This window comes from Sphingopyxis sp. QXT-31 (assembly GCF_001984035.1).
In the GTDB taxonomy this organism is placed as follows: Bacteria; Pseudomonadota; Alphaproteobacteria; order Sphingomonadales; family Sphingomonadaceae; genus Sphingopyxis.
In genome coordinates, this window is sequence record NZ_CP019449.1 from 214,686 (window position 1) to 231,900 (window position 17,215).

General features: G+C 67.7%; 19 protein-coding genes and 1 other RNA gene. 13 read left to right on the forward strand and 7 right to left on the reverse strand.

Annotation, left to right across the window (positions count from 1 at the left end):
* The first annotated feature begins 1 nt into the window (after position 1).
* Positions 2-538, forward strand: coding sequence for a J domain-containing protein (locus BWQ93_RS01050; protein WP_077032124.1), 537 nt, complete (start codon positions 2-4; stop codon positions 536-538).
* 104 nt (positions 539-642) lie between these two features.
* Positions 643-1,050, forward strand: coding sequence for a hypothetical protein (locus BWQ93_RS01055; protein ID WP_077028903.1), 408 nt, complete (start codon positions 643-645; stop codon positions 1,048-1,050).
* Between the two features lie 209 nt (positions 1,051-1,259).
* On the opposite strand, the gene mtgA is transcribed toward BWQ93_RS01055, so the two are convergent.
* From mtgA to BWQ93_RS01080, 5 genes are all read right to left on the reverse strand, one after another.
* Positions 1,260-1,970 carry a monofunctional biosynthetic peptidoglycan transglycosylase gene (gene mtgA / locus BWQ93_RS01060; protein WP_077028904.1) on the reverse strand — a complete coding sequence of 237 codons (711 nt, stop codon included), beginning with the start codon at positions 1,968-1,970 and terminating at the stop codon, positions 1,260-1,262.
* 44 nt (positions 1,971-2,014) lie between these two features.
* Positions 2,015-3,124, reverse strand: coding sequence for a M23 family metallopeptidase (locus BWQ93_RS01065; protein ID WP_077028905.1), 1,110 nt, complete (start codon positions 3,122-3,124; stop codon positions 2,015-2,017).
* 78 nt (positions 3,125-3,202) lie between these two features.
* A complete protein-coding gene (locus BWQ93_RS01070; RefSeq protein ID WP_077028906.1) occupies positions 3,203-4,039 on the reverse strand; it encodes a LytR/AlgR family response regulator transcription factor in 837 nt (278 codons plus the stop codon).
* An 11-nt stretch (positions 4,040-4,050) separates the two neighbouring features.
* A complete protein-coding gene (rpoH, locus tag BWQ93_RS01075) occupies positions 4,051-4,953 on the reverse strand; it encodes an RNA polymerase sigma factor RpoH (protein ID WP_077028907.1) in 903 nt (300 codons plus the stop codon).
* Between the two features lie 83 nt (positions 4,954-5,036).
* Entirely contained in the window at positions 5,037-5,990 is a 954-nt protein-coding gene (locus BWQ93_RS01080) for an RluA family pseudouridine synthase (protein WP_077028908.1), read from the reverse strand.
* 101 nt (positions 5,991-6,091) lie between these two features.
* Between BWQ93_RS01080 and BWQ93_RS01085 the strand changes: the two genes are divergently transcribed.
* From BWQ93_RS01085 to BWQ93_RS21010, 10 genes are all read left to right on the forward strand, one after another.
* Positions 6,092-6,412, forward strand: a complete 321-nt coding sequence (locus BWQ93_RS01085) for a hypothetical protein (protein WP_077028909.1) — start codon at positions 6,092-6,094, stop codon at positions 6,410-6,412.
* 108 nt (positions 6,413-6,520) lie between these two features.
* Positions 6,521-7,159 (forward strand): histidine phosphotransferase family protein, encoded by a 639-nt coding sequence (locus BWQ93_RS01090; protein WP_077028910.1) that lies wholly within the window; start codon positions 6,521-6,523, stop codon positions 7,157-7,159.
* Positions 7,160-7,395: 236 nt separating this feature from the next.
* Entirely contained in the window at positions 7,396-9,789 is a 2,394-nt protein-coding gene (locus tag BWQ93_RS01095; protein ID WP_232314697.1) for a chemotaxis protein CheA, read from the forward strand.
* The gene (locus tag BWQ93_RS01100; protein WP_083720468.1) at positions 9,786-10,223 is read left to right on the forward strand and encodes a chemotaxis protein CheW; all 438 of its coding nucleotides are present in this window, start codon (positions 9,786-9,788) and stop codon (positions 10,221-10,223) included. Before BWQ93_RS01095 ends, BWQ93_RS01100 begins: the two co-directional genes overlap by 4 nt.
* Positions 10,224-10,287: 64 nt before the next feature.
* Positions 10,288-10,662: a response regulator gene (locus BWQ93_RS01105; RefSeq protein WP_077028912.1), complete on the forward strand. Its 375-nt coding sequence runs from the start codon at positions 10,288-10,290 to the stop codon at positions 10,660-10,662.
* Positions 10,663-10,672: 10 nt separating this feature from the next.
* The gene (cheB, locus tag BWQ93_RS01110) at positions 10,673-11,791 is read left to right on the forward strand and encodes a chemotaxis-specific protein-glutamate methyltransferase CheB (RefSeq protein ID WP_232314698.1); all 1,119 of its coding nucleotides are present in this window, start codon (positions 10,673-10,675) and stop codon (positions 11,789-11,791) included.
* Positions 11,788-12,645 carry a CheR family methyltransferase gene (locus tag BWQ93_RS01115; protein ID WP_077028913.1) on the forward strand — a complete coding sequence of 286 codons (858 nt, stop codon included), beginning with the start codon at positions 11,788-11,790 and terminating at the stop codon, positions 12,643-12,645. Before cheB ends, BWQ93_RS01115 begins: the two co-directional genes overlap by 4 nt.
* Before the next feature lie 71 nt (positions 12,646-12,716).
* Positions 12,717-13,406, forward strand: a complete 690-nt coding sequence (locus BWQ93_RS01120; RefSeq protein ID WP_077028914.1) for an N-acetylmuramoyl-L-alanine amidase — start codon at positions 12,717-12,719, stop codon at positions 13,404-13,406.
* A gap of 40 nt (positions 13,407-13,446) precedes the next feature.
* Positions 13,447-13,833, forward strand: an RNA gene (gene rnpB, locus BWQ93_RS01125) — RNase P RNA component class A.
* A 73-nt stretch (positions 13,834-13,906) separates the two neighbouring features.
* On the forward strand, positions 13,907-14,062 hold the full coding sequence (locus BWQ93_RS21010) for a hypothetical protein (protein ID WP_198040444.1): 156 nt from the start codon (positions 13,907-13,909) through the stop codon (positions 14,060-14,062).
* Here BWQ93_RS21010 and BWQ93_RS01130 read toward each other — a convergent pair whose 3' ends face one another.
* On the reverse strand, positions 14,063-14,722 hold the full coding sequence (locus BWQ93_RS01130; protein WP_077028915.1) for a hypothetical protein: 660 nt from the start codon (positions 14,720-14,722) through the stop codon (positions 14,063-14,065).
* A gap of 171 nt (positions 14,723-14,893) precedes the next feature.
* On the opposite strand from BWQ93_RS01130, the gene BWQ93_RS01135 reads away from it, so the two are divergent.
* A complete protein-coding gene (locus BWQ93_RS01135) occupies positions 14,894-16,636 on the forward strand; it encodes a caspase family protein (RefSeq protein ID WP_198040445.1) in 1,743 nt (580 codons plus the stop codon).
* Between the two features lie 3 nt (positions 16,637-16,639).
* On the opposite strand, the gene greB is transcribed toward BWQ93_RS01135, so the two are convergent.
* Positions 16,640-17,128, reverse strand: coding sequence for a transcription elongation factor GreB (gene greB / locus BWQ93_RS01140; protein ID WP_077028917.1), 489 nt, complete (start codon positions 17,126-17,128; stop codon positions 16,640-16,642).
* Positions 17,129-17,215: the final 87 nt, after the last annotated feature.

The following is a 17,215-nucleotide window of genomic DNA, read 5'->3' on the forward strand; positions in this document are numbered from 1 at the left end:
GATGAGCCGCGCCAAGAGATCCGACGACTGGGGTTTTCCCCGCTGGCGCCCCTATGGATCGTCGCGCGAGGCGCAGAAGGTGCGGCTGTGCGACCGGCACGGCTGCACCGAGCCCGGCAACTGCCCCGCGCCCAAATCGCCGAACAGCCCCGAACGCTGGTATTTCTGCGAAACCCACGCTGCCGAATATAATCGCGGCTGGGATTATTTCGAAGGCCTCAGCGCCGAGGACGCGGCGGCGCGCGCGGCCGAGGAAGCGCGCGGCGCGCGCAGCTATGCCAAGGCGCAGCATTACGCGTGGGGCGGATCGGGCGACGGCAGCCGCAGCGCCGACGAGATGCGCGCGCTCGAACTGCTCGGGCTCGACCCCGACGCCGATTTCGACGCGACCAAGAAGGCGTGGCGCGCGCTCGCCAAGGAATGCCATCCCGATGTGAAGCCCGGCGATGCCGATGCCGCGAAACGCTTCGCCGCGGGGCAGGCGGCGTTCGAGGTGTTGAAGCAGGCCGAGGATCGGAAGAGCTGGAGACCGGCCTAATCGGCGGTGGCCCAATCGCGATCGATGTCAATTTCTATTGACTCCATGTTATATATTTTTAACATGAGATGATCGGGAACTTGGGGGATGACAATATGCGAAGGATGATTGCCCTGCTGCTCGCTGCGGCGCTGACGACGCCTGCGCTCGCCCAGTCCGCGGGCTTTCGCGATACCGGGCTCGGACGGACCGAGGGCCTTGTCGGCATCGGCTTCACGCTCCCCTTGGGTAATGGACGGAAAGCGGAGCCGCCACGCCTCGAACTGCGGCTGGCGCGCGACACGATCAACATCGACGGCAGCCGCCAGTCGAATCGCGAGGCGCGGCGTTTCGAGAGCCGGATCGGCATCGCGCTCGACGGCCAGCAGAGCTTGCTGCTCAATGGGCGTCCGGTCGAGCGTAAGCAGCGGAACAATCTGTCGACCGAAGCCGGGATTGCGATCGGCGTCGTCGCGGTGCTGGTGATCGGCGGGCTGCTGGTCGCCGACGCGGCGCGCGACGCGTCGGAATAGGGGACGGGTTTCGGGTGGAAGCTGCCGTTCAGATCCTCCCCACGCGAAGCGATGGGGAGTTGGCAGCCCGCAGGGCTGACGGAGGGGTCGGCGACGTCAAAGGTCAGCGCTGCGCCGCGACCCCTCCACCACCGCTTCGCGGCGGTCCCCCTCCCCAACGCTTCGCGATGGGGAGGATCTTAGGGCAGCTCCCCACCGCAAACCCGCCGCTATTTATAAATGCACCCATCCAGCCCATCGCGCCCGACCACCCCGATCCGCGCGCGGATCGTGTTGCCGTATCGCCGCGTGAAGCCCGAGGGGCTGATCGCCTCACGCTTCTTGGGCAACGGTAGGATCGCCGCGATGCGCGCCGCTTCGGTCGGGGTCAGTTTCGCCGCGCCATGCTTGAAATAGCGCTGCGCCCCCGCCTCGACGCCATAGGTACCGAGCCCGGTTTCGGCGACGTTGAGATAGACCTCCATGATCCGGCGCTTGCCCCAGATCTTTTCGATCAGGAAGGTGAACCAGATTTCGGGGACCTTGCGGACGTAGCGCGTCCAGCCGCTGCCCTGCCACAGGAAGACGTTCTTCGCGGTCTGCTGGCTGATCGTCGAGCCGCCGCGCAGCCTTTTGCCCTTGGCGTTGCGCTCGATCGCATCCTCGATCGCGTCGCGGTCGAAGCCGTCGTGGCTGCAGAATTTGCCGTCCTCGGCGGCGATCGCGGCGCGCACCATGTTGCGGTCGATGTTTGACAGGCTCTCCCAATCCTTGGTGATGCCGTTGCCGTCGGTCAGCATCGTCACCGTCACCGGCGGCGGCACGACGGCATAGATCAGCACCCAGACGACCGTGACGACGACGAACCACAGCAGCCATTTGAAGGGCCGCAGATACCAGGGCAGCTTGCGGCGTTTGGGTTTCGGCTTCGCGGTGGTCATGCCCGTGTCTTAGCCGCTTGGCCGCGCGCGGCAAGCCGGTGCGTCTATGGCGTCGTCGGATCGAAAAGGATCACCGCATTGGCGGGCGGCAGGCCGTCGATCGGGCGCTGCATCTCCGCCTGCCAGGGCTTTCCCGCGTCGAAGTCGGCTTTGTCGGTGTAGCGACCGGCGATCCGCCCCGCGCCGAAATGATAGGGTAGTCCCTCGCTGTCGAGTGGCGTGGGGCCGTCGGCGACATGGAAATGCAGATGCGGCTGGGTGACATGGCCCGAGGCGCCGACCTTGCCGATCACCTGTCCGCGCCGCACACGCATGCCGGGGCGGAGGCGGAGGCCGGGGGCGAGATGCTGGTAGAAGGCATGGCGGCCGTCGGCGAGGCGCAGCACGATCATCGCGCCGGTCTCGTCCTCGACATTGGCGCGCGCGTCGGCGGCTCGCTCCGCCTTGACGGTGACGATCTCGGCATCGGCGACCGCTAGTACGTCCGCGCCCGATCCGTCGGGGGCGACGCCGGTGCCCGTCGAGACCGGATCGAAACCCACGGCGGGCATCCAGTCGATCGCGTGGCGGCCGGGAATGTGGACGCGGCCGCGTACCGCATAGGGAAAGCGGCGGTGGCCGTTGTCGACGCCGGGAAGCGCGACGGCGGTCCAGGGGCCGCCGCGCAGCGGGGCGCCCAGCCTGGCCTCGAAAGCCGGGCGCGGGTTGAAGGCCGCGCCGGCGATGGTCACCGGGTCGGACGCGCCCTCCTTGCGCTGGGGGACGAAGGTGATGTGATGGACCAGGGGCACCGCGCCGTCGCCGCTCCATGGCACCGAGAGGTAGAAGATCGCGCGCTGGCCTGGGGCGAGGTGGTTCGTGGGTCCGGTCGCGGCGCCGATCCGCCGCATCGTGCCGGCGGGGTCGATCCGCGCGACGCGCTTGTCATCGGCTGCGACGCGCACATCGACCGAGGTGATCGCAAGCGTCCGCGAAGAGAAATTGGTCGCGTGCAGCTCGTAGATCAGCCGGTCCCCGCCATCGATGCGCGCGATCGGGGGCGTGTAGGGCAGTTCGAGGTGGAGCGACTGATAGGGGCGGATGTCGGCCGGCGGCTCGGCGGGGACGGCGGCGAGGGGCGGGGCGAGCAGGACGGCGAGGAAGGGCAGCGGCATGGGGCGATCTCCAGCGGGACGGGCCCGCCGGTTGCGTCAGCCGACCGCCGCGCCGCGAGCGCCGATCTTTGAGCGGGACTATTCGGCCGGCTGGGCGGGCGGGTGCAGCAGCGTCGCCAGATTCTCGCGGAAGCGGCGGCTGAGGCGGAGGTCCTGCCCCGTCGTCAGCCGGACATGCGCGTCGCCGCGGCCGATCGGGTCGATCGCGCGGACGCGGTCGAGGCGGATCAGCGCGCCGCGATGGATGCGCGCAAAATCGTCCGCGGGCAGCCGTGCCGCGAGCGAGGTCAGCGATTCCTCGATCAGATAGGCGCGGCCCTCGCTGTGGATTTCAGCATAGTCGCCCGCGGCGCCGATCCAGTCGATCGCGGCAAAGGGGATGCGCTGCACGCGCCCGCGCGCGCGGATCAGCAGCGCGTCGTCGTTTGCCGGGCGCTGCACGGGTTCGGCGCGGCGCGGCCAGCGCGTCCAGCCGATCGTCAGCGCGACGAGCGCGGCATAGAGCATCGTGTTGCTGTCGAAATTGCGCACGAACATAAGCTCGACCATCGCGCCGCGCGTCGGCACCGCGTCGCCGCGATACACCGGCCAGTAGATCAGGCCGAAGAGCAGGACATGCGCCCCCGCCACGACGGGCCAGAGCGCGAGATAGGCGGCGAGGCGCAGCCACCAGCGGCGGATGCGGCGCTCGATTGTCAGCATCGCGCGGACGATCGGCCAACTGAGCAGCACCCAGATCGAATAGATCGCCGCGCTATAGCCGATCGACGGCCACCAAGGCTGCGGCTGGCCGCGCCAGGCGGCGACGCCATAGCCTTGCGCGGCCTGGACCAGCGCGATCAGGCTCCAGCCGAAGAGCACGACGGCGACCCACCCGCGCGGGCCCGCGGGCGCGCGAAGGCGGATCGCCGGCATCGATTATCCGGTCAGGCGCCGACGAGGCGGCGGTCGCCGGCGAGCTTGAGCATCGCCTTCTGCAGCTTTTCGAAGGCGCGCACCTCGATCTGGCGGACGCGTTCGCGGCTGACGTCGTAGACCTGGCTCAAATCCTCGAGCGTCTTAGGATCGTCGGTCAGGCGGCGTTCGGTCAGGATGTGGCGCTCGCGCTCGTTGAGCGTGTCGAGCGCCTCGTTGAGCAAAGAATGGCGGATGTCGCGTTCCTGCGTCTCGGCGACGCGCTCGTCCTGCAACGGGCCTTCGTCGCCGAGCAGGTCCTGCCATTGGCTGTCGCCGTCCTCGCCCATTGGCACGTTGAGCGAGGTGTCGCCGCCCATCGCCATGCGGCGGTTCATGCTGGTGACTTCCTCCTCGGTGACGCCGAGGTCGGTGGCGATCTTGGTCAGATGCTCGGGCGACAGGTCGCCGTCCTCGAACGCATCGAGGCTGTTCTTCATCCGGCGAAGGTTGAAGAAGAGCTTCTTTTGCGCCGCGGTGGTGCCCATCTTGACGAGGCTCCACGAGCGCAGGATGAATTCCTGGATCGAGGCGCGGATCCACCACATCGCGTAGGTCGCGAGGCGGAAGCCGCGGTCGGGGTCGAATTTCTTCACCCCCTGCATCAGCCCGATATTGCCTTCGCTGATCAGTTCGCTGACCGGCAGGCCATAGCCGCGGTAACCCATTGCGATCTTCGCGACGAGGCGGAGGTGGCTGGTCACCAGCTGCGCGGCGGCTTCATTGTCGCCATGTTCCTGGAAACGCTTGGCGAGCATGAACTCCTGTTCGGGGGTGAGCAGGGGAAATTTTCGGATTTCGGCCAGATAGCGGTTCAGGCTCGCCTCACCGCCGAGCGCGGGCACCACTGCCGGAACATTGCTTTTGTTAGCCATAGGAGAGCGTCTTCCCTATCAATCTTTGGATCAAAATATGCCGCGGTTGGCTCCGGCGGTCGAGATAGATTTTCATTCGAAACTTAAACGCGCAATTTGTCGATCAGTTGCCGCATGTCCGCGGGTATTTCGCTGTCGAGCGCAATAGCGTTACCGCTTACCGGATGAATAAAGCCCAAATGGGCGGCGTGCAATGCCTGGCGTGCGAAACCCAACGTTTTGAGCACGTCCGAAAGCGGCTTTTTGGCGCGGCCATAGACCGGGTCGCCGACCAAGGGGTGGCCGATGTGCGTCATATGCACGCGCACCTGGTGCGTCCGCCCGGTCTCGAGCCGGCATTCGATCAGCGTCGCGCCGGTGAGCGGCTCGATCGTGCGGTAATGCGTCACGGCGCGCTTGCCGCGGCCTTCGGCGACCACCGCCATCTTCTTTCGGTTGGTGCTCGACCGCGCGAGCGCGGCGTCGACCGTGCCGTTCGCGGGCATCGGGCGCCCCGTCGCCACCGCGAGGTAGCGCCGGTCGATGCTGTGCGCGGCGAATTGCTTGGCGAGCCCTTCGTGCGCCTTGTCGTGCTTGGCGGCGACGATCAGCCCGCTGGTGTCCTTGTCGATGCGGTGGACGATCCCCGGCCGCGCGACCCCGCCGACCCCCGACAATTGCCCCGCGCAATGGTGCAGCAGGGCGTTGACGAGCGTGCCGTCGAGATTGCCCGCCGCCGGATGCACGACGAGCCCTGCGGGTTTGTCGACGACGATCAGATGTTCGTCCTCATAGGCGACGACGAGGTTCAGGTCCTGCGCGACATTATGCGCCGGGGCGGGCTTCGGAAGCCGTAAGGCGAGCGTCGCGGGGACGGCCTTCGCCGCGGGATCCCAAAGCGTCGCACCCTGCGCATCGGTGACGCGGCCGCCCTTGATCAGGGTCTTCAGCCGTTCGCGCGAAAGTTCGGGCAGGGCCTCGGCAAGCGCACGGTCGAGGCGCAGGCCGGCGGCGCTATCGCCGAGCGCCACGGTCAAAACTTCGTCTTCCCCCTGCATTGGTCGGGATATGGGGTTGGGGCCCCAAAATTCAAGGGCGTGGCATTTTAGGAGCGGCGGGAATAATCGTCGATTCTTCGCGAGAAGTTGGAGCACATAGAATGGATTTGAAGGCGTTGGAAACATTGGCGCTGCTGGAACGCAAGGCATCGGCGGGGCCTTGGTACGTTCGCCGTCTGGACGACGAACTTTGCATGGGCGCGCTCGCGGTTTCGACCCGTCCAGACACCGGCGCTTGCGAAAGCATGCGTGCCGGCAATTGGCCCGGCGGGGAGATCGTCGCCGCCTGCACAATCCAGAGTCCGCCTTATGTCGTGCCCGCGGACGAGCGGGATGAAGACAATGCGCGACTGATTGCCGAGGTGAGGAACGCATTGCCGGAGCTTCTTCGGCTCGCACGGCAGGCGCTGGACGAGAAGTGATCGTCGCTGGTCGACGGCGATGCGACACCGCTCTTGCCCGATAGGGTCTGCCTGCCCTAACAGCGTCGCGAGCCGGAAACTGCCGGACCGCGGGGAGCTTTACCATCCATGTCCGACGATCGCGTCGATTTCGCCTCCATGCTGGCTTCGCGCCTGTGTCACGATCTGCTCAGCCCCGTCGGCGCCTTCGCCAACGGGCTCGAACTGCTCGCCGACGAACAGGATCCCGCGATGCGCGCGCGCTGCATCGACTTGCTCGAACAGAGCGCGCGGACTTCGGCGAACAAGCTCAAATTCTTTCGCCTCGCCTTCGGGTCGGCGGGCGGTTTCGGCGAGATGGTGCCGCCCGACGAGGCCCGGTCGGCGATCCAGGGGATCATCGGCGACCGTGCGATCGACCTCAACTGGATGATCGGCGCCGATCCGCTGCCCAAGCCCGCGGTGAAGATCATCCTCAACCTGTCGCTGCTCCTCGTCGATGCGCTGGTGCGCGGGGGGCGGCTCGACATCGGGTGCGAGCGCCAGGGCGGAGCGATCGAGATCGCGCTGCACGTCGAGGCCGAGCGCCTCTTCCTCGACGCCGACGTCGAGCGGATTCTGGCGGAGGGTGAGGGCGCATCTGCGATGACCTCGCGCACCGCGCCCGCGATCCTGGTGCAGGCGGTGGCGGCGCAGAATGGCGGCACGGTGATGCTGGCGCGCGAGACGCCGACCTCGCTGCTGGTAGGCGCCGTCCTGCGCGACTGACGCCGCCCGTATCGAGCCCGATCCCCCCGACCGCGCACTTGGCGCGTCTACCCATTTGCTCCTTCCGATTGGGCAGACCTGCCGCCGGGGGCCCACACCCTCGGCGGTCTTCGTCCGGGCGCGGCGACGCATGCGCCGAAACTGCCGGAAACGGCAGCTTTCGCGTCGATATGTAAAGCCCTCCTTAACCATTGTCCTTCATGGTGACGGCCTGATTTTGGGGGCGCACCAACACCGTGATCGACGATCTGCTGAACGATTTCCTGGCCGAGACGGCGGAAATATTGGCCGAAGCCGGCGGGGCGCTCGTCGCGTGGGAGGCCGACCCGGCCGATCGGGCGCAACTCGACGCGATCTTCCGCCTCGTCCACACGATCAAGGGCAGCTCCGGTTTCCTGTCGCTGCCGCGCGTCACCGCGCTGTCGCACGCCGCCGAGGATGCACTCGACCAGGTGCGCCGCGGCAACCGGGCGGCCAATGCCGCGCTGGTCACCGCGGTGCTCGCGATCATCGACCGCCTGTCGGGGCTGTGCTCGTCGCTCGGCAACACGGGGACCGAGCCGCAGGGCGACGACAGCGACGTCATCGGCGCGCTGGCGCTGGTCGACGACACGCCCGCCGCGGTCGCCGCCGCGCCGGTCGAAGCCGAAGCCGGCGAAGAAGATATCAACACCGACCTGCTCCAGAGCTGGCGCTCGATCCGCGTGCCGCTGCCGCTGCTCGACAGCGTGATGACCGGGGTCACCGACATCGTGCTGGCGCGCAACGAATTCGCCCGGATGCTGCGCGAATCGGGTGCCGAGGCGTCGGTCATCGCGTCGTTCGACCGCCTGTCGGACTCGATCGCGGGCATGCGCCAGTCGGTCAGCCAGATGCGCATGCAGCGCATCGACAAGCTTTTCGCGCCGCTGCCGCGCATCGTCCGCGATCTCGCGCAGGACCTGGGCAAGAAGATCCGTTTCTCGACCAGCGGCGGCGAGGTCGAGCTCGACCGCGAGATGATGGAGAATATCCGCGACCCGCTGATCCACATCGTCCGCAACGCGATCGACCATGGCATCGAGCCGCTCGACGAGCGCGTCGCCGCGGGCAAGGGCGTCACCGCCAATATCGCGGTGTCGGCGCGCCAGTCGGGCAACCAGATCGAGATCGAAGTGCGCGACGACGGCCGCGGCCTGTCGCCCGACGCGCTGGTCGCCAAGGCGTTGTCGGCGCGCGTCATCGGCGCCGCCGAGGCCAAGGCGCTGAGCCCGCGCGAGAAACTCGAACTCGTCTTTCGCCCCGGCTTTTCGACCGCCGCCAAGATCACGTCGATCTCGGGCCGCGGGGTCGGCATGGATATCGTCAAGGCGAACCTCGAGAAGATCGGCGGCGTTGTCGAACTGCGCAACGACGAGGGCCGCGGGCTGTCGATCGTGCTGCGCGTGCCGATGACGCTGACGATCATCTCGGGCCTGATGGTCCGTGCGTCGGGCCAATATTTCGCGATCCCGCGCGGATCGGTGCGCGAAATCCTGCTCGAGACGAGCGATTCGGTGCGCATCGACCGCGTCGGCGGCGGCGAACTCGTCACCGTGCGCGGCGAACAATTTCCGCTGCTGCGCCTCGAACTGGTGCTGGGCGGCGAAATCGACGCCAGCGAAGACCGCGACGACCGCGCGATCATCCTGATCCGGCCGGGGCAGGGGATGAGCTATGCGCTGAGCGTCGCCGCGATCCACGACCATGAAGAACTGGTGATCAAGCCCGCCGCGCCGATGATCATGGCGACCGGACTCTACGCCGGCACGACGCTCCCCGACAACGGCCGCCCGGTGCTGCTGCTCGACGTCCAGGGGCTGCTCGCCGCCGCCGGGGTCGACGCATCGGAGGCCGGGCGCCTGAACGACGCCGACGACGAGGCGGCCGCGGAGGCCGCGGTCGCGCGCGACGCCGCGCAGTTGCTGCTGTTCTGTGATGTCGGGGGGCAGATGCGGGGCGTCCGCCTGTCGGTGATCGAACGCGTCGAGGAGGTGCCGGCGGCGGCGCTGTTCGAAAGCGCCGGCGCCGTCCAGGTGAAGATCGGCACCGACATCTTCCCCGTCCACGCCGCCGGGGGCCCCAGGGGCCGCGACGCGGTGAAACTGCTGCGCCTGCACGACGGCCAGTCGGTGCTCTGCTATCCGATCGAGGCGGTGATCGACATCGTCCGGCTGCCCGACGCGGTGCAGACGGCACCGGCGCCCGGCCTGATTGCCGGAGTCGTGCTGATCGGCGGCCAGCCGGTCGAACTGATCGATCCCTTCTGGCTGATGGCGCAATATGAAGCGGGCGAGGCGGTGTCCGCCGGACGCCGGCCGCTCTGCCGCATCGCCGCCGACGCCGACGGCTGGGCCAGCAATTTCCTCGCGCCGATCCTGCGCAGCGCGGGCTACCGCGTCATCGGCGGCGATGAGGCGAGCGAAGAACGCCCCGACGTCCAGCTCTGCCTGACCGAAGCCGCATCGGGGCCGATCGCCGCGGATGTCCCGCTCGTCCGGCTGCGCGCCTCGCCCGCCGCGACGGGCCCCGAGGACGACAGCATCTATCGCTACGATCGCGCCGCCTTGCTCGAAGCGCTGCGCAGGCAGGTCGGAGGAGCCCGCTCATGATGGAAAAACTCTATTTGATCGCGCGCATCGCCGACACGCGCGTCGCGCTGCGCAGCCGCGCGATCAATTCGGTGGTGACGGTGGGCACGCCCGTCCATGTGCCCGCCGCGCCGTCGCATGTCGCGGGGCTGTTTGCGCTGCGCAGCCGCGTCTTCACGCTGATCGACCCGCATGTCGTGATCGGCCTGCCGCCGGTCCCCGTCGCGCCGGGGCAGCGCGTGATCGTCGTCGACGTCGGCGAGCACGGCTATGCGCTGCTCGCCGACGCGATCGAGGATGTCTGCTTCATCGAGGCGCCCGAAACGCGCGTCGCGGGCAAGCTGCTCCCCGGCTGGGCGCGCGTCGCCGACGCGATGATCGAGCATGACGGCCATTCGCTGCTGGTCGTCGACCCGTCGCATTTCATCACTTTGCCGGTCGCCAAGGCGGCGTGACATTAACGCGCTGAATACGTTTCCTGCGGTATCCCCACGCAATCCCCGGGGCACGGAGTAAATCATGTCGAAATCCTGTCTGGTCGTCGATGACAGCAAAGTGATCCGCAAGGTCGCGCGTCATATCCTTGAAAGCATGGCGTTCGAGGTGGACGAGGCGGCCGACGGGCAGGAGGCGCTGACCTTTTGCCGCGCCAACCGCCCCGACGTGATCCTGCTCGACTGGAACATGCCCGTGATGAGCGGCATGGAGTTTCTGGGCGCGTTCAACGACCTCGATTACGGGCATGAGGAGCGCCCGCGCATCGTCTTCTGCACCACCGAGAACAGCATCGATCATATCCGCGCCGCGATCGAAGCCGGGGCCGACGAATATGTGATGAAGCCGTTCGACCGCGAAACGCTCGAAGGAAAATTGCAGCTCGTCGGCGTCGCCTGAGGCGGCGCGGGTGGCGGCATCCCCAAATCTGGCCCGCGCGGCTCCGCTGGACGAGGCGATACCGGCTCCGCGCGACGTGCGCGTCATGCTGGTCGACGACAGCCTGGTGGTGCGCAGCATCCTCGAACGGATCATCGATCAGAGCGCGGGGCTGACGGTCTGCGCCTCGCTCTCCTCGGCGCACGACGCGCTCGCCTATCTTGCCTGCGAACCCGTCGATGTCGTCGTGCTCGACATCGAAATGCCGGGGATGAACGGCATCACCGCGCTCCCCCTGATCCTCGACCGCGCCGAGAAGGCGCGCGTGCTGATCCTCTCGTCGAACTGCCTCGAGGGCGGCCCCGCGGCGATCGAGGCGCTGGCGCTCGGCGCGAGCGACACGCTCGCCAAACCGGGGCGCGGCAGTTTTTCGGGGCGCTTCGCCGAGGTGCTGACCGAGCGCATCCGCACTTTGGGGCAGCAGCCGCGGCACGGCATCGGCGTGATCCGCGCCGCCGCGCCCGCGCCGGTCGCGCCCGCGCCGGTCGCGATCGACACCGACCAGCCGCTCGAATGCATCGCGGTCGCTGCCTCGACCGGCGGCATCCCGGCCTTCACCAGCTTCCTCAGCCATCTCGACCCGCGCATCGCCGCGCCGATCCTGCTCACCCAGCACCTTCCCGACGCCTTCATGGAGTTTTACGCGAAGCAGATCGCGACGATGACGTCGCGCAAGGTCGTGGTCGCGGCGGCAGGGATGCCGGTCGAGAAGAACCATATCTATCTCGCGCCGGGCGATGCGCATCTGATCGTCGTCGGCACCGGCCGGCGGCGCGAGATCGCGCTCGACCGGCGACCGGTCGCCAACGGCTGTTGCCCCTCGGCCGACCCGATGTTCGATTCGCTCGCCGAAGTCTATGGCCCGCGCGCCGCCGCGGTGGTGCTGAGCGGCATGGGCCGTGACGGCGCCGACGGCGCGGCGCGCCTCAAGGAAGCGGGCGGCACGGTGTTCGCGCAGGCGCCCGAAAGCTGCGTGATCTGGGGCATGCCCGGCGCGGTCGCCAAGGCGGGGATCGCCGCGGCGACGCTCAACCCCGATGCGATCGCGCTGATGCTGGGGAGCTTCCTGAAAGGGCGCGCGAAGTCATGATGGGCGGGACCGCCAGCGAATCGGCCTACCGCGTGCTCATGGGCGTGCTCGAATCGCGCACCGGCCAGACGCTGTCGCCCAGCCGCATCTGGCGCATCGAAATGTCGCTGAAGCCGGTGATGCAGCGCCACGGCATCGCCGACCTCGACGGGCTGGTCGCGGCGCTGGTGACCTCGACCAGCCGCCAGCTGCTCGACGATACGGTCGATGCGATGCTCAACAACGAGACCTTTTTCTATCGCGAACACAGCGTGTTCGACGACATAGCGCAGACGGCGCTTGAAAAGATCAGGGTGATCAACGCCGACAAGCGCCGGCTCACCATCTGGCATTGCGGCGTCTCGACCGGGCAGGAAGCCTATTCGATGGCAATGCTGCTCGCCGAACAGGAGGCACGCTGGGCGGGGTGGCAGGTCGACATCGTCGGGACCGATGTCAGCTATCATGCGATCAGCCGCGCACGCGTCGGCCTCTACAGCCAGTTCGAGATCCAGCGCGGGCTGCCGGTGCAGCGCATGGTGCGCTGGTTCGACCAGACCGAGGGCGGCTGGCTCGCCAAGGCGGATCTGCGCCGCCGGATCGACTTTTCGGTACAGAATATGCTGACCGACCGGCCGCCGCTCGCGAGCCCCGCGGACCTCATTTTCTGCCGTAATTTGCTGCTCTATTTCTCGCTGCCGATGCGGCAGAAGGCCTTCGCGCGGCTGCGCATGGTCGCGGCGCCGCAGAGTTTCCTCATACTCGGCGCGGGCGAGACGGTGCTGGGGCAGACCGACCAGTTCGTCGCCAGCCCGCGCCTCCGCGGGCTCTACGAACCTGCCGACCAGCAGGTGCGCCGTCCGCAAGCCGCCTGATCGCCGCCTTGCATTTTGCGTTGCGGTAGCGCAGGTGAGGGCAGGTTTTGGATGATCGGGCCGCGACACGCATGAGCGAATCTATCGAACGCTGGTCCCCCAATTTCGACGAGCGCGCGCTGCCGGTCTCGATGATCGTGCTCCATTATACGGGTATGAAGAGCGGCGACGAAGCCATTGATTGGCTTGCCAATCCCGAATCGAAAGTGTCGGCGCACTATGTCGTCAGCGAGGACGGGCAGGTCACCCATATGGTGCCCGAGGAAAAGCGCGCCTGGCACGCGGGCAAGTCGCACTGGCGCGGGATCAGGGACATCAATTCGGCGAGCGTTGGGATCGAGATCGTCAACCCGGGGCACGAGCATGGCTATGTGCCCTTTCCCGATCCGCAGGTCGCGGCGGTCGTGCGGCTGGTCCATCTGATCAAGGATCGCCACGCGATCACGCGCGGCAATGTCGTCGGCCATTCGGACATTGCCCCGACGCGCAAGCAGGACCCGGGCGAGCTTTTCCCGTGGGAGGAACTCGCGCGCCGCCGCCTCGCGCTGCCGCGCCCGACCAAGAAATTGACCGATCCCTTGTGGACCGACGCGGGTTTCCTGCTGGCGCTCGAGCGCTTCGGTTACGATGTGACCGACGGTTTTGCCGCGACGGTGGCTTTCCAGCGGCGCTTCCGGCCCGAGCTGATCGACGGCACGATCTGCGGCGAATGCCGCGCGATCCTGCTCGCGCTGCTGCTGCCGCAGCCCGAGGGCGACTAGCCCTCGCAAACCCCGCCGAAGCGCGCTATACTCGCTCCCGCCAGAGGGTTGGGCGATCGCCGCCGCGCAAGCGGGGGAGGAAAGTCCGGGCTCCACGGAAACCACGGTGCCGGATAACGTCCGGCGGCTCCGGGAAGCCGGAGCAAGGGAAAGTGCCACAGAGAGAAGACCGCCAAAGGCTTCGGCCCGGCGAAAGGTGAAAGGGTGCGGTAAGAGCGCACCGCGCGGACGGCAACGGACGCGGCACGGCAAACCCCACCGGGAGCAAGGTCGAATAGGGATGGCACGAGGCAACTCAGGGCTGGTTCCGGCCCCGCCGTCCGGGTTGACTGCTTGAGCGTCCGGGCAACCGGTCGCCTAGAGGAATGATCGCCCATCCCCCGTCAAACGGGGTGGACAGAACCCGGCTTACAGACCCTCTGGCATTTTCTCTCCCCATGCGCGCGGGAACCGCGCCGGGAAGGCCCGCGTATTAGGCGGACCAGAAAAGGAGACGAACCATGAAAGTCGTCGATGACCATGTCGAGGTGACTGAAACCGAGGCGAGCAGCGGGGTAAAAGGCCATAATGTCCGCTATGTGCTCGCCTTTTCGCTGATCGCAGTGATTATCGTGCTGTCGGCGATCTGGATCGTCCCGGCGTTGCTGCAGCCCTGATCATTTCGCTTTGGTGACGCTGATCAGCTCGAATTCGGGCTCGGGCGTATCGTCCATATAGATGGTGCGCGCCGGCCGCTTGAACTTGCGCGTGTAGAGCGTTTCGTAGCTCTTGTCCTCGCCGCTGCCCTTCACCTTGAGCAGCGAGGTCACGGTATCGCCGGTGACGACGTTCCAGCTCATCTCGTCGCCGTCATGCGCCCAGGTGCGGCTGTAGAGCGTGACGTCCATCCCGATCAGCTGCATGCGCGCCTGCCCCTTGGCGACGCGGTAGCGATAGGTGGTCGACATCGCGGTGGTGCCGCCGGTCAGATCCTCGATCACCAGCACGCCCTTCTTGATCGACAGCATGGCGCCGCCGAGCCGATCGGGCTGGAGCTTGAAGGTACCGCCCAGCGTCTGGCCGGCCTCGAACCCGCTGCGGACGCTCAGCACGACGTTGACGGTGCGCTCGTCGGGGCTGGCGACGACATAGACCGTGTCGAGATCGCCGTCGCCGTTGAGGTCGCCATCGACGCGCGCCTCGATTTCCTGCCCCATTTCGAGCCCCGCATTGAGCTGTTCGTCGGTGATCGGCGGGATCTTCATCGTCAGCGGCGAGGGTTCCGCGGCGTGCGCGGTTCCGGCGAGCAGCATGGCGGCGGCGAGAATGGCCTTCATAAAATCCCCTGGCTTCGGTCGTTCAGATTATCAGCTCCTGCCCGATCGTCCAGCGCGCCGCGGTGACGCGGCGCACAGGGCGCCTTTTTCGCTTTGCCATGCGATTTGACCGGCTTAGGGTCGCACGGGGTCGCAGAATCGAACGATAATGCGAAGGGCGATCAGGTGAACATGATATGGCGAGGCGCCTTGGCGGCGCTCTTCCCGCTGCTGCTCGGCTCGGCCGCGCCGGCGGCGGCGCAAAGCTGCGGCAGCGGCCCGCTCCACGGCGACCGCGTCGCGCTGCTGATCGGCAACAGCGCCTATGACGGTTATAGCTGGGCCGCGCTCGCCAACGCCCGCACCGATGTTGCGCATATCTGCTCGACCCTCACCGACGCCGGCTATGCCGTGCGCGTGATCGCCGATGCCGAGCATGACGACCTGCTGGCCGGGCTCGACCGCTTCGCCGCCGACGCGGCCAGCGCGGGAACGGTCGTCGTCTATTACGCCGGCCACGGCTTCCAATATGCGCAGAAAAATTACGTCGTGCCGACCGACGCGCCGCCGATGACGCGGCGCAGCGACCTCGACCTGCGCTTCGTGTCGCTCGAGACCATTGCCCGGCGCGTGATCCCCGACGGCGCGGTGGCGCTGTTCTTGGTCGATGCGTGCCGCACCGCCGACCCGATCGTGCGCCTCGCCGACCAGCCCGCGGTCGCGACCGAGGGCGGCGTCGGGCCGATCGGCCTGCTCTCGCTACCGCGCGGCGCGGTGCTCTATTCGACCGCGATCGGCGCGCCCGCCTATGACGACGCGCCCATCGGCTCGCGGCTCAGTCCGTTCGCCACCGCCGCCGGCCGCTATCTGTCGATGCCGGTGCCGCTGACCACGATGTTCGGCGCGATCGAGAGCGAAGTGCCCGAACTCACCGAGGGTATGCCGCGCGGCGAGCAGGAGCCCTTCCACTATGGTCGCAAGCTCGGCGGCCTCTATCTGGTCGAGCCGCGGAAGCTCGATCCCGCGATGGTTGCGCCGCCGTCGGTCAGCCCGGTAGCGGCGGCCGCCGCTGCTCCGGCGCAAGCCGCGACGACGCGCGGCGGCCCGGCCGCGATCGCGCCGCTGGACCTGCCGCTCGCCCGGCTGGCCGTCGAGGACGAGCCGATCATCGTCGCGAGGCTGCTCACGACCCGTTCGACCGCCGACATCGCCGCGCTCGCCAGGGGCGGCGACCCGGTCGCGCAGCATATTCTCGGCTATATGCTCGAATTCGGGGTCGGCGTGGCGCGCGACAAGGGCGCGGCGCGCGAATGGCTCGCGCGCTCGGCCGCCGCCGACTATGCGCCCGGCCAGCTCGAATATGGCTATCTGCTGATGGGCAGCGCGCCGGGCACCCCCGACCGCATCGAGGGCGAGCGGCTCTACCGCGCCGCCGCGGCGAGCGGCTACGCCAAGGCGAAGACGCACCTCGCGCATCAATTGTGGATCGGCGGCTTCGGCAAGCCCGACCTGGCGGGCGCAGAGCAATTGTTCGTCGAGGCGGCCGAGGCGGGGCACCCGGCGGCGATGTTCTTCGCCGCTGCGGTCAATCCCGCGCGCCGCGGCGACATGGTCGCCCGGCTCCGCGCAATCGCAGAGGGCGGCGATGTCGAGGGCAATTTGTGGCTGTGCGAAATCGGCGTCTACAACAACAGGATCGCCGACGCCTTCGACGACTGCGCCATCGCGGCGCGCAGTTCGGCGCTGTCGGGCGACGGAACGGGCACCGAAACCGCCCACGCCAACGCGATGGCGATCGTCGCGCTCGGCTACCAGACGGGGCAGGGCGTCGACCCCAATGCCGCGATGGCGCGCCAATGGGCGATGCGCGCGGTCGAATATCCCGATTTGCGTAGCGATTTGCGGGCGCAGATGGAGGGGATCATTGGGAAATAGCGGTCAGGCGTCCGGATACCCCACCGCCATCACCTCCAACTCCTTCGGCCCCGCGGGCAGCTGCACCGTACGCAGATCCCCCACCGCCGCGCCGCGGAGTGCGCGGGCGAGGGGACTGTTCCAGCCGATCCGGCCGGTGCCGGCATCGGCTTCGTCGTCGCCGACCAAAGTGACCGTGCGCCGTGCATCGTCGTCGTCGGCCAGTTCGACCGTCGCGCCGAACCAGATGCGGCTCTTGTCGGGCTGTTCGGCGGGATCGACGACGCGTGCCGCCTTCATCCGCCGCGCGAGGAAGCCAAGCCGCCGGTCGATTTCGCGGAGGCGTTTGCGGCCATAGATATAGTCGCCATTCTCGCTGCGGTCGCCATTGCCCGCGGCCCAGCTGATCACCTCGACCAGCTTCGGCCGCTCGTCGCCGAGCAGCGCGTCATATTCGGCGCGCAGCGCGGCATAGCCGGTGGGACTGATGATATTGGTCTTGTCCCCCGCCATTGTTCCAACCTTCGTCTGTCATTCCGGCGAAGGCCGGAATCTCGCCCGTGCGGCAAAGTCAGAGGGCGAGATCCCGGCCTTCGCCGG

Coding starts and splice junctions, on each gene's coding strand:
- BWQ93_RS01050 (WP_077032124.1), top strand. CDS start 2: ATGAGCCGCGCCAAGAGATCCGACGACTGGGGTTTTCCCCGCTGGCGC.
- BWQ93_RS01055 (WP_077028903.1), top strand. CDS start 643: ATGATTGCCCTGCTGCTCGCTGCGGCGCTGACGACGCCTGCGCTCGCC.
- mtgA (WP_077028904.1), bottom strand. CDS start 1,970: ATGACCACCGCGAAGCCGAAACCCAAACGCCGCAAGCTGCCCTGGTAT.
- BWQ93_RS01065 (WP_077028905.1), bottom strand. CDS start 3,124: ATGCCGCTGCCCTTCCTCGCCGTCCTGCTCGCCCCGCCCCTCGCCGCC.
- BWQ93_RS01070 (WP_077028906.1), bottom strand. CDS start 4,039: ATGCCGGCGATCCGCCTTCGCGCGCCCGCGGGCCCGCGCGGGTGGGTC.
- rpoH (WP_077028907.1), bottom strand. CDS start 4,953: ATGGCTAACAAAAGCAATGTTCCGGCAGTGGTGCCCGCGCTCGGCGGT.
- BWQ93_RS01080 (WP_077028908.1), bottom strand. CDS start 5,990: ATGCAGGGGGAAGACGAAGTTTTGACCGTGGCGCTCGGCGATAGCGCC.
- BWQ93_RS01085 (WP_077028909.1), top strand. CDS start 6,092: ATGGATTTGAAGGCGTTGGAAACATTGGCGCTGCTGGAACGCAAGGCA.
- BWQ93_RS01090 (WP_077028910.1), top strand. CDS start 6,521: ATGTCCGACGATCGCGTCGATTTCGCCTCCATGCTGGCTTCGCGCCTG.
- BWQ93_RS01100 (WP_083720468.1), top strand. CDS start 9,786: ATGATGGAAAAACTCTATTTGATCGCGCGCATCGCCGACACGCGCGTC.
- BWQ93_RS01105 (WP_077028912.1), top strand. CDS start 10,288: ATGTCGAAATCCTGTCTGGTCGTCGATGACAGCAAAGTGATCCGCAAG.
- BWQ93_RS01115 (WP_077028913.1), top strand. CDS start 11,788: ATGATGGGCGGGACCGCCAGCGAATCGGCCTACCGCGTGCTCATGGGC.
- BWQ93_RS01120 (WP_077028914.1), top strand. CDS start 12,717: ATGAGCGAATCTATCGAACGCTGGTCCCCCAATTTCGACGAGCGCGCG.
- BWQ93_RS21010 (WP_198040444.1), top strand. CDS start 13,907: ATGAAAGTCGTCGATGACCATGTCGAGGTGACTGAAACCGAGGCGAGC.
- BWQ93_RS01130 (WP_077028915.1), bottom strand. CDS start 14,722: ATGAAGGCCATTCTCGCCGCCGCCATGCTGCTCGCCGGAACCGCGCAC.
- BWQ93_RS01135 (WP_198040445.1), top strand. CDS start 14,894: ATGATATGGCGAGGCGCCTTGGCGGCGCTCTTCCCGCTGCTGCTCGGC.
- greB (WP_077028917.1), bottom strand. CDS start 17,128: ATGGCGGGGGACAAGACCAATATCATCAGTCCCACCGGCTATGCCGCG.